The following is a 14716-nucleotide window of genomic DNA, read 5'->3' as shown; positions in this document are numbered from 1 at the left end:
CTCTGTTCACGGTTCGATGAGTCCGGCGCGGATCGCGTAGCGGGTGAGTTCCAGCCGGTCTTTGAGCCCGAGCTTCTGCAGCAGGTTGGCCCGGTGTCGCTCGACGGTCTTGACGCTGATGACGAGCAGGCCGGCGATGTCCTTGGAGGAGTGGCCTTCGGCGACGAGTTTGAGGATTTCCTCTTCGCGGTCGGTGATGGCCTTGTCGGGGATGTCGGCGCCGTCGCGTACGCGGTCGAGGTAGTTGCGGATGAGCGCGGTGACCGCGCCGGGGTAGAGGAACGGCTCGCCGCGCATCGAGGCCCGGCAGGCTTCGACCAGGTCGCGGTCGGCGACCGACTTGAGGACGTAGCCGGAGGCGCCGGCCTTGAGCGCTTCGAAGAAGTACTGCTCGTTGTCGTACATGGTCAGGATGAGGATGCGCAGGTCCGGTTGGAGGCGGGACAGTTCCCGGGCGGCCTGCAGGCCGGTCAGCCGGGGCATGGCGATGTCGAGGATGGCCAGGTCGGGACGCTCGGCGCGGGCTTTCTCGATGGCCTCGGCGCCGTCGCCGGCCTCGGCGACCACGGTCAGGTCCGGCTCGCCGTCCAGGATCAGCCGGACGCCCCGACGGACCAGCGCGTGGTCGTCGGCGAGCAGGACGCGGGCCATCGGCTTCGACATGGTCAGCTGCTCCGGGTGGGGGTGGGTACGCGCAGTCGCACCTCGGTGCCGCCGCCGGGATCGGAGTCGACGGTGAGTCCGGCGCCGATGAGCAGGGCTCGTTCACGCATGCCTCGGATGCCGGAGCCCTCGGGTGCGCGGCCGAGCCCGCGGCCGTCGTCGCGGATGCGCAGGTCCACACCGTTGCGGTCGTGGGTGAGGGTGAGGTCGAGGTGGCGGGCGTGTGCGTGGCGGGCGGTGTTGGTGATGGCTTCCTGCGCGACCCGGTAGACGACCAGTTCGACCTCGGTGCCGAGATCGGGGAGGTTGCCGTCGAACCGGTGGCGCACCGACAGCCCGCTGTGGTCGGCAACCTCGGTGGTCAGCGCCTTGAGCGCGCTGACCAGCCCGAGTTCCTCCAGCACGCCGGGGCGCAGCCGGCGGGCGATCCGCCGGATCTCGTCGAGGCCGCCGCGGGTGGTCTCCTGCACTTGGCGCAGCTCGTCACGCACGGTGGGCGGTGCGTGGTCGGCCACCCGTTTGAGTTCGAGCAGGACGGCGGTGAGGGTCTGGCCGACCTCGTCGTGCAGTTCCCGGGCGATGCGGCTGCGCTCGGCCTCCTGCGCGGACAGGGCGCGGGCGGTGCTGTCGCCACGCTCGGCCTCCAACCTGTCGAGCATGGTGTTGAAGGTCCTGATGAGACCCGCGATCTCGCCGTGACCGGTCGGTGCGGGGCGCGGACCGGGGCGCAGCAGGTCCGTCGTGGTCATCGCACGGGTGAGCCGCTCCAACGGGGCCAGACCCAACCGCAGCAGCAAGGCGTTGGCGACCAACATCACCACCAACCCTCCTGACAGGATCACCACTTCGGTCAACAAGACCGGAGTGGACACCGTCACCGGCCCGAGCAGCAGCGCCGCCACGGCCACCACCAGGACCACGGCGTTGAGCAGGAAGATCCGCCAGAACAGCGACACGGTCACGGCCTCCTCCGGTTCCAGGCTGCCGGGAGATCCGGACCCTGTCCATCCGGGGCGGCGCCCATTCGCCACCTACATGCCGGTACCGCCCACGAATGGGTGTTGACCCCGATTGTGTCGCCGCCGGACGCCTCACAGACTGGTGCGGACGGTTCGCCACGCCGGAAGGAACGAGGTGACAGCCGTGTTCGGATCGAAACCTCCCACGCTGGCACCGCCGCCGGCGCTCCCGATCACCCGTGATGCGGCCGTGACACTGCAGGCGCACTTCCACCGCTACGCCGAACAGGTTGATTTCATGCACGCCAGCGATATCGCGGTGAACGTGCCGACGGTCACCGTCCACGATCCGGTCGCGCAGGCCGTTCGGGTGATGGCGGTGAGCCGCCTGCCGGGCCTCATCGTCGTCGACGAGCGGTCCCGACCTGAGATGGTGCTGCCCGGGACCCAGGTGTTGCGCCTGGCGGTGCCCAGCGCCTACCAGGAGGACTCGGCACTCGCGCGCGCCGTCGACGAGGCCCACGCGGACCGCTTCTGGCTGGAGCTGGGTGACCTGACGGTCGGTGACTGCGCGCCACGCCGGCCGGTGAAACCCGTCACCGTGCGAGCCGACGCGACCCTGCTGGAGATCGCCGCGCTCATGGCGCGCCTGCACAGCCCCCTCATCGCGGTGGTCGACGAGGACGGAGTGCTCCTCGGCGCCGTCACGTTGGAGCGCCTGATCACCAGTCTGGCGGTGTTCGGCGCCACGCCGAGCGACAGCTGACGCCGCCCACTATTCCCATCCGCACCCGCGCCCGCTCGCGGGTGCGCTGCGCCATGTCCTGTGAGGAGAGTGTCCTGCGTGTGCCCGAGTGCCGCGACCACACGACCACCCGGCCGCGAACCCGCCGCGTGCTCGGGCCACGCCGACGGCCGGACCGGCCTCCCGGGTCGTGACCGATGAGCGCCGTCCTCGCTCTCGCGATCTTCCTGGTGGCGTTCTTCTTCATCGCCACCGAGAAGGCGGACAAGCTCAAGGTGGTGCTCATCGCGTCGGGCGTGATGGCCGTCCTGGGCCTGATCCCCGGCGCCGAGGTGTTCTTCTCCGAGCACGCCGGCATCGACTGGAACGTCATCTTCCTGCTGTTCGGCATGATGGTCATCGTCGGGATCGTCAAGCAGACCGGGATCTTCGACTACCTCGCCATCTGGGCGGCCAAGAAGGCCAGGGGCAAGCCGTACCGCCTCATGGTGATGCTGATGGCCATCACCGCCGTGGCGTCGCCGTTCCTCGACAACGTCACCACGATCATGCTCGTCGTCCCGGTGACCATCGTGGTGTGCAACCGGCTGCGCATCGCACCCCAGCCCTACGTCATCGCCGAGGTGCTGGCGTCCAACATCGGCGGCGCGGCGACGCTCATCGGCGACCCGCCCAACATCATCATCGGCAGCCGCGCCGGACTGACCTTCACCGACTTCCTGATGCACATGGCGCCCATCGTGGTCGTCATCTTCGCGATGTTCGTGCTGCTGACCCGCGTGCTGTTCCGCAAGTCTTTCCAGTACAACCCCGACCACGTCGCCGCCGTGATGGCGCTCAACGAACGCCGGGCCATCACCGACGCCAGGATGCTGCGCCGGTGCCTGGCCGTGTTCGCCGTGGTGGTCGTCGGGTTCAGCCTGCACTCCGTGCTCCACCTCGACCCCGCCATCGTCGCCCTGCTGGGCGCCGGGCTGATGATGCTGGCCACCGGCGCCGATCCCGGCGACGTCCTGCGCGAGGTCGAATGGCATACCCTGGCCTTCTTCATGGGCCTGTTCGTCATGGTCGCCGGCCTCGTGCAAACCGGCGTCATCGAGACGATCGGCAGCTGGGCCGTGCAAGGGGTCGGTGACAACTACTTCCTCGCGGCCACCGCACTGCTGTTCGGCTCCAGCGTGCTCGGCGCCTTCTTCGACAACATCCCCTACGCCGCCACCATGAGCCCGATCGTGGAGGGCATCGTCGCCGAGGTCCCCGACCCCGCGACCGGGCAGGCGCTGTGGTGGTCCTTCGCCCTCGGCGCGGACTTCAGCGGCAACGGCACCGCGGTCGCGGCCAGCGCCAACGTCGTCGCCATCGGCATCTCCGCGCGCACCGGCAACCACATCAGCTTCTGGCAGTTCACCAAGTACGGCATCGTCGTGACCGTGCTGAGCACCGTGATGGCCTGGGTCTACGTCTGGCTGCGCTACTTCGTGTGACCCCTGCCAACACCACGGCCGAACCAGAGAGGGGACGAACCGGACATCACCCTTGTAATGTGTCGCTGGTGAACGTCGAGGTGACCCCGCTGCCCGGGATAGGCACACGTCAGGACTTCGTCATCCGTTCCGGACGGCGGGTTGGAGTGATCACCCACCGGGACGGACACTTCGACCTCGTCATCTACAAGCAGGACGACCCCGACTCCTCCGCCGCGTCCATCCCGTTGACGAACGAGGAGTCCGGTGTGCTGGCCGCCCTGCTCGGCGCGCCGCAACTGGTGGCCCAACTGGAGAAGCAGCACCGCGACCTCGACGGCGTGGACAGCCGGCAACTGCCGTTGCTCCCCGGCTCGCCCTACGACGGCAGACCACTGGGCGACACCGCGTTGCGCACCCGCACCACCGTGTCGGTCGTCGCGGTCGTCCGCGCGGGAGCCGTGCACCCCTCACCCGGCCCGGACTTCGTGCTCGGCGGCGGTGACCTGCTCGTGGCGGTGGGCACCGCGAAGGGCCTCGCCAAGGCCGCCGACGTGCTCGAGAACGGCTGAGCCCGGCAGCATGCACAACACCGCCATCTCCCTCATCGAACTGGGGGCCGTGTTCTTCGGCCTCGGCCTGCTCGGCAGACTCGCCTGGCGCATCGGCATCTCGCCGATCCCGCTGTACCTCGTCGGCGGCCTCGCCTTCGGCTCGGGCGGCCTGATCCCGCTGCACGGCATCGAGGAGTTCGCCCACCTCGCCAGCGAGATCGGTGTCATCCTGCTGCTGCTCCTGCTCGGCCTGGAGTACTCGGCAGCCGAACTCGTCACCGGCCTCAAACGATCCTGGACCGCCGGCCTGCTCGACATCGTCCTCAACGCCCTGCCCGGCGCCGCCGTCGCGCTCATGCTGGGCTGGGGCCCGGTCGGAGCCATCACCATGGCGGGCGTCACCTACATCTCCTCCTCCGGCATCATCGCCAAAGTCCTCGGCGACCTCGGCCGGCTCGGCAACCGCGAGACCCCGGTCATCCTGTCCATCCTCGTCTTCGAGGACCTCGCGATGGCCGTCTACCTACCGATCCTCACCGCACTCCTGGCCGGCGCGACCCTGCTGGGCGGCTTCACCGCCGTCGGCATCTCGCTCGTCGTGATCACCGTCGTGCTCGTGATCGCCCTCAAGTTCGGCCGCTACGTGTCGATGATCGTCGACAGCCCCGAACCCGAGGTGTTCCTGCTGCGCGTCCTCGGCGCGGCACTGCTCGTCGCCGGCATCGCCTCCCAACTGCAGGTCTCCGCCGCCGTCGGCGCGTTCCTGCTCGGCATCGCCATCTCCGGGTCCACCGCGGAGAATGCCACCAAGATGCTCGAACCCCTGCGCGACCTGTTCGCCGCGATGTTCTTCGTCGTGTTCGGCCTCAACACCGACCCCGCCACCATTCCACCGGTACTCGGCGTCGCCGTCCTGCTGGCACTGGTCACCACCCTGACCAAGATCGCCACCGGCTGGTGGGCCGCCAAACGCCAAGGCATAGCGCGCATGGGCCGCGCCCGCACCGGCGCAGCCCTGGTCGCACGCGGCGAATTCTCCATCGTCATCGCCGGACTCGCCGTCAGCGCCGGCGCCGTCGACAACCAACTCGCCGCCCTCGCTACCGCCTACGTCCTACTCATGGCCATCCTCGGCCCTCTTGCGGCCAGGTTCGTCGAGCCGGTCGCGACCGCCGTACAACGCAGGTTCAGACCCGCCAAGACGACCTGACATCTGCGACGACAGTCGACCGAGCACCGCAGCGCGGGTCCTCGCCAACGGTGTCGGAACGCGACGTCGGGACGGCGGCGTCAGACCAGGGTGCCACTGTCGGTTCGACTGGGCGCTTTCGGTGTCCGCCGGGTTCCAAGCAAACACGCGCATACGAGGTTGTGCTTGCCGATAACTCCATCCATACAGGTTGAAGCCGTGCGTAGCGTGAGGGGCCGAGGCGCTCATGAGTGCGACTGCAGGTCCGCAGCGTCCTCGGCTGACACGGCATGATGACCGACCGTGCTGCTCCGACTGGCCTACCTCAGTGTGACCAACGCGTTCGCGTTGCTGCGCCTGCTGCCCCTGAGCGACCGGGACAAGGACACGGAGATCCTGGCGCTGCCGCACCAGATCATGGTCCTGGAACACCAACTCGGAGACGCCCGCCCACGGTTCTCCCCCGCCGACCGGGCATTCCTCGCGGCACTGCTGCACCGACTCCCGGCCGATGCGCTTCGTCGGCTCCGACTACTGGTGCGCCCGGAGACGGTGCTCCGGTGGCACCGAGACCTCCTCGCCCACCGCCACGCAGCCAGATCCCGACCCAAACGGCCCGGCCGACCACGAACCGTCCGCTCGATCCGACTCCTGGTGCTGCGCCTGGCACGCGAGAATCCTGCCTGTGCTACCGCCGCATCCACGGCGAACTCCTCGTGCTCGGCATCAAGGTCGCAGCCTCCACCATCTGGCAGGTCCTCAAAGACGCGGGAATCGACCCGGCACCCGAACGCACCACGACAACCTGGTCGGCCTTCCTCCGCTCCCAAGCCGACGCACTCCTGGCCTGCGACTTCTTCGAGACCACCACCCTGAGCGGTATCCGCCTCCACGTACTCGCGGTGATCGAGCACGCCAACCGCCGGATCAGAGTCCTCGGCGCCACCGCGCACCCGACCGCCTGCTGGGTCACCCAAGCCGCCAGGAACCTCGCCATGGACCTCGAAGCCGCAGGCCGACACGTGCGCTTCCTGATCGCGACCGCGACGGCAAGTACCCGGCACTGTTCGACGACATCCTCGCCGACGCGGGCATCCAGGTCGCCCTCACCGGTATTCGGATCCCGCGGATGAACGCGGTCATGGAACGCTGGATCCGGACCTGCCGACAGGAGCTACTCGACCGCACACTGATCTGGAACCAACAACACCTGCTCCGCAGCCTGCGCGAGTACGAGGACTTCTACAACGCCCACCGGCCCCACCAAGGCATCGACAACGCCCGACCGCTACAACCACTGCCACAACCAGCCACCAATCAAGCAGCCGCCACCCGACTCGACATCCGCCGACGACTGGCGGCATCTTCAACGAATACCACCATGCAGCCTGACCTGCACGGATGACATTCTCGGCAAGCACACCGCCGGTATGCCCACACCCACGAAACCCACCCCACCAGCCGACCCCAGAAGCCTGAAGATCAACTCAGCCAACTACTCGCGGATTCGGGTCAAATGACTGTTTTGTCGCATCGAGAACTGAAAAATCGGTGTTCACACCCGAGAAACGCCCGGCTCACGTCCGCAGGGTTGTTCACCCGCCCAACTGCTGGACGATCGTGGTGAGCTCACGAACTCGTGGGTGTCCGGGCCCGTGCGTGCCGCGGTAACCCGCGATCGCCTGCCGCAGCAGCGGGATCGCCTCGACATTGCGCCCCTGGTTGGCCAGGACCGCCGCTAAGTTGACCTGTGCCCCCAGCGTGGAAGTGTGCGCGGGCCCGAACGCCGACCGGTAGCCCTCCAGCACCTCGGCGAACTCCCGCTCCGCGCCGGCGAGGTCGCCCGTCCTGGACAGCGCCGCGGCGTAGTTGTGCCGGACCCGCCAGGTGTCGCGGTGTTCGCCACCCTGCTGCCGAGTCCGCACCGCGACCAGCTCCCGGTACCGGTGAAGCGCCTCGGCGTGCTTGCCCTGGTGGATCAGCACGGCGGCGAGGTTGTTCCGCACGGCCAGCCCTTGTTCGCCGTCGGCGTCGATGTCGGCCAGGATCTCCTCGTACAGCCGTTCGGCTTCCGAGAGTCGCGCTGGAGTGCCGCGCAAGGCCCCGGCCAGGTTGTTCCGGGCGCGTACCGTGTTCGGGTGCGCGGACCCGAAGGCTCGCAGGGAGCGCGCGACCGTGTCGCGCATCAGCCCCTCCGCCTCCTCGGGGCGGCGCAGGTCGAGCAGGACGCTCGCGAGGTTCGACGCGATCCCCACTGTCTGGAGGTCGTCTGGACCGCGCAACCGTTCCCAACCGGACAGCGCTTCGCGCAGCCACCTCTCGGCGACCACGAGGTTGCCCTCGTCCTGGTGCAGCCGGGTCAGGTCGTTCAGCGTCAGCAACCTGTTCTCCAGGTCGTTGCGGCGTACACCGACGAGCCACTCCAGCAGGTCGATCGCGTCGCTGCGCCTCTCGGGCACCTCGCCGAGCGCGACTGCGTACTCGTGCGCCGCGTGCAGCGTTGTGGGGTGCTCCAGGCCAAGTTCGTCCCGGATCCGCTGGAATTCGAGCCCCTTGGCGAACTCCTGGGTCATCGAGACCTTGAGGTTGACGAGCGGCACGTCCCCCCGCCGCTCGGTCACGGTGATCTCGGCACTGCCGAAGTCTCCGACGACGTGCTTGGTCCGCGATTTCTTCCGGTTCCAGAACGCCACGCCCTAAGCCCTACCGCAGCGGGCCGCTCGCCGAGCGGGGTTCGGCGGTCATCGACCCGAATGGAGGTACGCGGCCCACAGCGACGGAGTCCGCGCGAAGCGCTCGCGGCACGTCCGCACCACGTGGTGCAGGGCCTCCGCGACGTCCTCCCCCGCGGCGACGCGCTCGTGCAGGTCCACGGCGACCAGCCGGGCGACGCGGTCGTTGACCTGCCAGAGGGTGCCGACGACCTGCGGATACCCCGCGAGCTGGAACGCCGACACCAGGTGCAGGCTCTCGTCCGGGATCCCGGCGCCGAGCGAGGTCTCGCACGCGGACAGCACCGCGAGCCGGACCCCCGACAGGTCCAGCCCCGACACGTCGAGCACCGACAGCGGGCCGTCCCGCAGCAGGAGGTACCCCGCTGAGGGATCGTCGGGATCGCTGACCGCGTGGCACGCGAAGTGCGCCGAGGTGTGGGTCGTCAGGGCGGCGCGGACCGCGTCGGTCGTCGCCTCGACCCCGGCCAGCCTCGTGGCCCCCGTCCGCTTCGCGATGTCGGCCGCCTCCCGGTGCGCGCCCGGCAGGGCCGCCGCGCCGGGTGCGTCCCCGACCGAGACCACCACGAGGTCGTCGACCGCTCGCGGTACCCGTTCCCTGGCGTGCCGCAACGCGCGCAGGGTCGGGATGTAGGACGACACGACCCGGTCGACGACCGACGCCCCGCCCGGGAACCGCCCCGCGGCGTGAATGGGCAGCAGCGCCAGCCTGCCCACCGGCGACCACCAGACCCTCGGCCACTGCCCGGACGGGGGTGCGGTGTGGCCGAGCCGCGTCAACACCGGCTCGGCGACGTGGTCCCACAGCCAGCCGAGGATCTCCGTGATGGTGGCCTGGGCGTCGACCTCTCCCCCGCCGGGGCGGATCGACGCGGCCAGCGCGGCTCCGAACGCGGCGGCCCGCTCGGCCACCTCGTGCGGCGTCACCCCCGGCAGCGCCACCGGTGTCACCCCTGACGGCGCGACGATGAGCGCGTCGGAGCGGAACACGCTGACGTTGACGAACACCACCGGTCCGTCCACAGTGGACGACAGGAGGCTCGCGAGGTCCGGCGCGGCGAGGAAGTCGGCGAACCCCGGCAGCGCACGCGCCCGGCGCAGCAGATCCAGCAACCGGATGTCCGCGTCGTGCCGCTCGTCGGCGTCCACCCCCGTGACGGGTGCGGACGCGCCGAGTCGATCGAACGCGGCCGACAGCCGGACAGCCAGGTCCGGTGCAACCCCGTGCAGGCGGGACAGGTCGCTCCGGCTCTGCAGCACCTGTCCACCGAGAACCCCGCGCCCGAGTTCGAGTAGCTCCACCGCCGTGGCTGGGTCGTCGGCGGCCATCGCGGCCGCGGCCGCGTCGGCGGCCAGACCGCCGAGGTCGGCGAGCATCTGCTGCTGGTCGACACGGGAGAGCCTGCGCGACACGACGAGCGGCAGCATGCCCATGGCGAACGCGTAGGCGTCCTTCGCCTGCCGCCAGTTCCCGGTTTCGGCCTCGCCGTGCGCCCAGGCGCGGGCCGCCTTGATCCGAGCGAGCGGCCGCAGGGCTTCGATCTCGGCGGCCTCCCGGAACGCGTACCCCGCCGCGGCCAGCACGCCGGGGTCCTGGCCGATCTCGTACTGGGCCACCAGCGCGTCGCCGTAGTTGACCAGCGCTTCGCCACGCTGCGAGGTGTCCAGGGCACTCGCCCGCGCGGCGCTCCCCAGCGCCGTCACGGCCCGCCGCAACGCCTCCTCCTCCCCGCTGAACCGGTACCGCTCGGTCCAGACCCGCCCCAGGTTGCCCAAAGCCACGACGTGGTCAGGCGACCCGTAGGGCTCGGAGTCCACGACGCCGCCGAACTCCCCCACCGCTCGCGCCAGGTCGGTCTCCTGCCCGGTCCGGCGGAACCGTTCGAGGTGCAGCAGGCCCAGCAGCAGCGGGATCATGGCCTTCCTTTTGCCGCGCCCACGCGCCTGCTGGCCGGTCGCCACGGCGTGGTCCAGCAGGCCCAGGTCGCCGGTTCGGGTGACGACATCGAACGCGGCGACCAGGTAGTTCTCGCAGCGGTTGACCCACGGCCACGTGTCCGGCGGGGATGCCGCGAGCACTTCGCGCAGCAGTTCCACACCCTCGCGCAAAGCCTCCAGGTCGCCGGTGTGGCGGCCGCGGTCCCGCAGCGCTGCGGCGAGATCGACCTGGTGGTCCGTCAGGAAGCCTGCGGGCGAGAGCGCGACGGCCCTGCGCAGGTGCCGGATGGCGTCCTGCCGCACGGCGTCGTCACCGGTGTGCTCCGCCGACAGCTGCAGAGCGTTCCCGAGCTGGTTGAGCCGTAAGAGGTAGTTCGGGTCCTCGGGTGAACTCGCATCGAGGCTCGCCCTTAGGAGGCCGACCGCTTCGATGAGCACCGCGTGGTCGTAGGTCAGCTCGTACAGCATGCGCAGGGCCTTGCCGTGCACGTACAGGGCGGGCGGCAACCGTGGCAGCTGCGCGGCGGACTCGACCGCCTCAGTCGCGATAGGGAGTTCACGGGTGTGCTTGGCCAGCAGGATCAGCGTCTCGGCACGCAGCATCGCCGTCGTCGACCGGTTGTCCGGGTCCAGAGCGGGCATCGCCTCGTCGCATCCGGCCATGGCCTCGTGCAGCAGCGCCAGGTCGCCGGTCTCCTGGAACTGGTCGGTCAGCAAGTCGCTCAGGCCGACCAGCAGCGGATACCTGATCGGGTGATCCGGGACGTACCCGATCGCGGCACGCAGCTGCGCCACCCCCTCGACCAGGTCCGCCGGGTCACCGGTGTACCGGGACCGGTCGCGCAAGGCCATCGCCAGGTCGTTCATCGCGTTCACCGACCCCTCGGCGGCCAGTCGCCGGAACCGGTCGATCTCCTCGTCGAAAGGCGTCGGGGTGCTCACCCTTCGACGCTATCCTCATTTCGGTGACCGCTGATCAACTGGCTGTGCTGTGCCAACGCCTCGCGGAGGGCACCGACGCGGTGCGAACCACCGCCGACGTCCGCGCGCTCGCGGAAACGATCGTCGAGCGCGTGCGCGCCGGCGTCCCGCTCGACGACCTGACCGACGACTTCGACGCGCTGGAGGACCGGCTCCTCGATGCCGGGCACGCGGCCGGGTTGAGCTCCGTCCGGTCCTACGACCGGCTGCCCGGTGCGGGCGACGGGCACGCCGTGCTGGCCGTCCTGAAGTGCCCTGGACGCAGCTGCACCCGCGTCGAGCCCCCGGACGCCGATCCGGTGCCGTGCCTCGTGCACCGCCGGCCGATGGTCACCACGAGGCTGCGGTCGTGACCAAGCTCCTCGAGACGCTCGGCGGCAAGCTCGCCGAACGGTGGCTCACCATGCTGCTCGTCCCGAGCGTGCTCCTGATGACCGTTGCCGCGGTCGGCGCGACGCTCCGCCACGATCGCTGGAACGACCTCGGTCTGCTGCTCGCGAAGCTGAACCAGCTCGCGACCGTGCCCGCGCTGCGCAACACCGGCACGCTGGTCCTGCTACTGGCCGGGCTCCTCACCGCTTCGGCCGGACTGGGACTCGCGGCCACGGCGCTCGGCGCCGCCGTCGAGCGGGTGTGGCTGGCCCAGCGGCCCCGATGGGTGGCGAACCGGCGTCGTCGGCGGTGGGACGCCGCGCAGACCGAGTTCGCCGAAGCCCTGCTCGCGGCGGCCAAGGCGGAAGGCACACCCGCCGAGGCCGACACCGCGGCACGAGCCCGTGACCTGAACGCGCGGCGCAACCGGATCGGCCTCGCGCGGCCCACACGCCCCTTCCGGCTGGGCGACCGGATCGCCGCGACCGACACGCGGATCTGGGAGACCTACCGGCTCGACGTCACCTCGGCGTGGCCCCGCTTGTGGCTCATTCTCCCCGAAGACGTGCGCACCGAGATCGGCGCCTTCCGCGCCAAGCTCGCCGCGGCGACCCGCCTGATGGCCTGGGCCGTCGGCTACCTCGCCGTCGGCGCGTTCTGGTGGCCGTCCGCGATCGCCGGGCTCATCGCGGCCGCAACATCGTGGCGGCGAGCACGGGTGGCGGGCGCGGCGTTCATGGAACTCACCGAATCAACCTTCGACCTGCACGGCAGGCACCTCGCGGAAGCCCTGGGCATCCCCTGCGAGGGCATCCTCACCAAAGACGTCGGCGCCGAGATCACCACGCTGTTGAGGAAGCGGACGTGAACCTGTTCACCTGGTTGGGCCTCAAACCCACCAACTCCGCGCTCGCCGACGAGGCCGTCCTGGTGATCGGCCAACACGCCTGCCGTTCCGCTCACCGCACTGATTCGGCCAGGCGGACTGCCAAGCTGCCAGCGAATGAAGGTGCGTTCAGCCACCTGAGCCCTGTGCATGCCGGTAACCTCGTTTACGCAGGCAGAAGGCGTACGTAGCCCAAGTGCCCGAAGTGCTCACGGGCCACTCGGGGCGGCGTCGAGTCCGCCAAGCGGCTGGGCCGCCACCGGTACGTCATCAAACGCACCCTGGGGTGGGTTTCCCGGTTCCGACGCCTTGCCCATCGCTACGAACGCAAGGCCGCCCACTTCACGGCATTCGCCCAACTGGCCTGCGCGGTGATCTGCTACCGCCGAGCCGACAAGCTGGATCTGCTGACCCACAACAACCCCAAATTAGATTCGGTCTAAGGAGAACTCCCGATGGGGTCATCGGCGGATCTAGGGCGAATGGCCCGGCTCGGCCACCGCGTCGCCCACTCGACGGTCTGGCGGATCCTGCACGGGGCGGGCATCGACCCGGCACCCCGCCGCAGTGGCCCGACCTGGCGGGAGTTCCTCACCGCCCAGACCCAGGGCATCATCGCGGCGGACGTCCTCCACCTCGACACCGTGCTCGGCACACGCCTGTATGCACTCGCGTTCCTCGAACACGACACCCGACGCCTGCACATCACCGGCGTCACCGCACACCCAACCCAGGTATGGACCACGCACCAGGCCAAGAACCTCGCCGCCGACCTCGGACACCAGACGGAGTCACTCCGATTCCTGCTCCGCGACCGCGACGGCAAGTACGGCCAAGCGTTCGACGCCGGCTTCCTGGCCGACGACCTGCGCATCATCAAGAGCACGCCACAGGCGCCCCGGATGAACGCCCACTGCGAACGGGTCATCGGCACCCTCCGCCGCGAACTCCTCGACCACATCCTGATCACCGACGAGAGCCACGCACGACAAGTCCTCAAGACCTACGAAAACCACTACAACCGACACCGCCCCCACCAAGCCCGAGACCAGCTACCACCCGAAGCCCGGCAGCACCCCACCGCGGTACACGACCTCGACACCCACAGACCGCTCCGCACCCGCATCCTCGGCGGCCTCATCAACGAATACAGACATCCTGCCTGACCAGCAGCGATGACTTTTCGAGCGGCACAGGGTGCGCCGGGTCTGGACCGACATCCCGAAACCCCAGCCCATGTTGTCGAAGTATCCCGGCCGGAACCCGGAGAACACCTTCTGCGCCGGGCTCAGGTGGTCGCTGGTCATCAGCGTCACCGACGGCCGGGAGAGCACCCGCTCGCCGCGGTGGGACCCGCCGGCCAACAGGGCCGAGGCGAAGGCGAGGTAATTCTCGGCGGTCGAGAGGAGCCCGCCGCCACCCGATTCGAACGCCGGCGGCCAGCTCCACCGCCCCTCGGGGCCGTCGTCGACGACCGGCTGCCGGTGGCGGCGTTGTCGCGCCGGTACGCCGTCGCCAACCGGGCGCTGCTCCCGCCGGGCACCGTAAAGGCGGTGTCCTTCATCCCGAGCGGATCGCAGATCCGCTCGCACAGGGCGTCCCCGAGGGACATTCCGGTGGCCCAGGCGATGAGCACGCCCGTAACGTCGGCGGCAGTGTCGTACATCCAGCGCTCGCCCGGCTGATGGACGAGGGGGAGCGTGCCGAGCCGGCGCAACCACCCGTCCGGCGACGGTGCGTCGACTGCGTTCAGCGCGTCGGCGATCGGAACCGTTCCCGGTTCGGCGGGGACCATGCCGGTGCCGAGGGTGCCGGTCAGCAGATCCCGCAGCGTGATCGGGCGCTCCGCCGGGACGGTGTCGTCAAGTGGCCCGTCCGGATCGGCAAGCACCGTTATGTCCGCCAGCTCCGGGAGGAGGTCGTCGACCGGGTCGTCCAGGCGCAGGGTGCAGTCCTCGACGAGCGTCATTGCGCACGCCGTGACAACCGGCTTGGTCATCGAGCCGATGCGGCAGATCGTGTCGACCGCCATCGGCGCCTTCAAACCCGCGCCCTCGAACGCGAGGGCGCCCGTCGCTTCGACGTGCACCACGCCGTGACGGACGAGAACGGCCATCGCACCCGGGACCAAGCCGGAGTCGACGTGACGCTCCAGCAACTACCGGACCCGCCCCAACCGCCTCGACGAGAAGCCACCCATGGTCACCCGTCTCCTCCCCACCTCATCCAGTCGC

Annotated in this window: 14 protein-coding genes and 1 pseudogene; 10 read left to right on the top strand and 5 right to left on the bottom strand. The window is 69.7% G+C overall.

Going from position 1 to position 14716, the window contains the following annotated elements:
* Positions 1 to 6: 6 nt before the first annotated feature.
* The gene (locus ABTZ99_RS11575) at positions 7 to 663 is read right to left on the bottom strand and encodes a response regulator (RefSeq protein WP_499610605.1); all 657 of its coding nucleotides are present in this window, start codon (positions 661 to 663) and stop codon (positions 7 to 9) included.
* A 2-nt stretch (positions 664 to 665) separates the two neighbouring features.
* Positions 666 to 1625 carry a HAMP domain-containing sensor histidine kinase gene (locus ABTZ99_RS11570; protein WP_499610602.1) on the bottom strand — a complete coding sequence of 320 codons (960 nt, stop codon included), beginning with the start codon at positions 1623 to 1625 and terminating at the stop codon, positions 666 to 668.
* A gap of 181 nt (positions 1626 to 1806) precedes the next feature.
* Between ABTZ99_RS11570 and ABTZ99_RS11565 the strand changes: the two genes are divergently transcribed.
* The 6 genes from ABTZ99_RS11565 (at position 1807) to ABTZ99_RS11540 (ending at position 6978) form a co-directional block, all read left to right on the top strand.
* Positions 1807 to 2388, top strand: a complete 582-nt coding sequence (locus ABTZ99_RS11565; RefSeq protein WP_499610599.1) for a CBS domain-containing protein — start codon at positions 1807 to 1809, stop codon at positions 2386 to 2388.
* Positions 2389 to 2564: 176 nt separating this feature from the next.
* Positions 2565 to 3851, top strand: coding sequence for an ArsB/NhaD family transporter (locus tag ABTZ99_RS11560; RefSeq protein ID WP_499610596.1), 1287 nt, complete (start codon positions 2565 to 2567; stop codon positions 3849 to 3851).
* A gap of 68 nt (positions 3852 to 3919) precedes the next feature.
* Positions 3920 to 4402, top strand: coding sequence for a cation:proton antiporter regulatory subunit (locus ABTZ99_RS11555; protein WP_499610593.1), 483 nt, complete (start codon positions 3920 to 3922; stop codon positions 4400 to 4402).
* A 10-nt stretch (positions 4403 to 4412) separates the two neighbouring features.
* Positions 4413 to 5594, top strand: coding sequence for a cation:proton antiporter (locus tag ABTZ99_RS11550; protein ID WP_499610590.1), 1182 nt, complete (start codon positions 4413 to 4415; stop codon positions 5592 to 5594).
* Between the two features lie 695 nt (positions 5595 to 6289).
* The gene (locus tag ABTZ99_RS11545; RefSeq protein WP_499610587.1) at positions 6290 to 6706 is read left to right on the top strand and encodes a hypothetical protein; all 417 of its coding nucleotides are present in this window, start codon (positions 6290 to 6292) and stop codon (positions 6704 to 6706) included.
* Complete coding sequence (locus ABTZ99_RS11540) at positions 6703 to 6978, top strand: integrase core domain-containing protein (RefSeq protein WP_499610585.1); 276 nt, start codon at positions 6703 to 6705, stop codon at positions 6976 to 6978. Before ABTZ99_RS11545 ends, ABTZ99_RS11540 begins: the two co-directional genes overlap by 4 nt.
* 190 nt (positions 6979 to 7168) lie before the next feature.
* On the opposite strand, the gene ABTZ99_RS11535 is transcribed toward ABTZ99_RS11540, so the two are convergent.
* The gene (locus ABTZ99_RS11535; RefSeq protein WP_499610582.1) at positions 7169 to 8266 is read right to left on the bottom strand and encodes a tetratricopeptide repeat protein; all 1098 of its coding nucleotides are present in this window, start codon (positions 8264 to 8266) and stop codon (positions 7169 to 7171) included.
* Positions 8267 to 8314: 48 nt separating this feature from the next.
* Positions 8315 to 11185 (bottom strand): CHAT domain-containing protein, encoded by a 2871-nt coding sequence (locus ABTZ99_RS11530; RefSeq protein ID WP_499610579.1) that lies wholly within the window; start codon positions 11183 to 11185, stop codon positions 8315 to 8317.
* A 23-nt stretch (positions 11186 to 11208) separates the two neighbouring features.
* Here ABTZ99_RS11530 and ABTZ99_RS11525 point away from each other — a divergent pair, with 23 nt between their 5' ends.
* The 4 genes and pseudogenes from ABTZ99_RS11525 (at position 11209) to ABTZ99_RS11510 (ending at position 13648) form a co-directional block, all read left to right on the top strand.
* On the top strand, positions 11209 to 11577 hold the full coding sequence (locus ABTZ99_RS11525) for a hypothetical protein (RefSeq protein ID WP_499610576.1): 369 nt from the start codon (positions 11209 to 11211) through the stop codon (positions 11575 to 11577).
* Entirely contained in the window at positions 11574 to 12464 is an 891-nt protein-coding gene (locus ABTZ99_RS11520) for a hypothetical protein (RefSeq protein ID WP_499610574.1), read from the top strand. Before ABTZ99_RS11525 ends, ABTZ99_RS11520 begins: the two co-directional genes overlap by 4 nt.
* A 230-nt stretch (positions 12465 to 12694) precedes the next feature.
* Positions 12695 to 12925 (top strand): annotated as a pseudogene (locus ABTZ99_RS11515) (hypothetical protein); the annotation flags it as partial.
* A 12-nt stretch (positions 12926 to 12937) separates the two neighbouring features.
* Complete coding sequence (locus tag ABTZ99_RS11510; RefSeq protein WP_499610571.1) at positions 12938 to 13648, top strand: integrase core domain-containing protein; 711 nt, start codon at positions 12938 to 12940, stop codon at positions 13646 to 13648.
* A 146-nt stretch (positions 13649 to 13794) separates the two neighbouring features.
* On the opposite strand, the gene ABTZ99_RS11505 is transcribed toward ABTZ99_RS11510, so the two are convergent.
* Positions 13795 to 14640 (bottom strand): serine hydrolase domain-containing protein, encoded by an 846-nt coding sequence (locus ABTZ99_RS11505; protein WP_499610567.1) that lies wholly within the window; start codon positions 14638 to 14640, stop codon positions 13795 to 13797.
* Between the last annotated feature and the right edge of the window lie 76 nt (positions 14641 to 14716).

Source organism: Actinosynnema sp. NPDC002837 (assembly GCF_040295345.1).
Classification (GTDB): domain Bacteria; phylum Actinomycetota; class Actinomycetes; order Mycobacteriales; family Pseudonocardiaceae; genus Actinosynnema.
The sequence above is the reverse complement of the archived record's forward strand: the minus strand, read 5'-3'. Positions and strand labels throughout refer to the sequence as shown.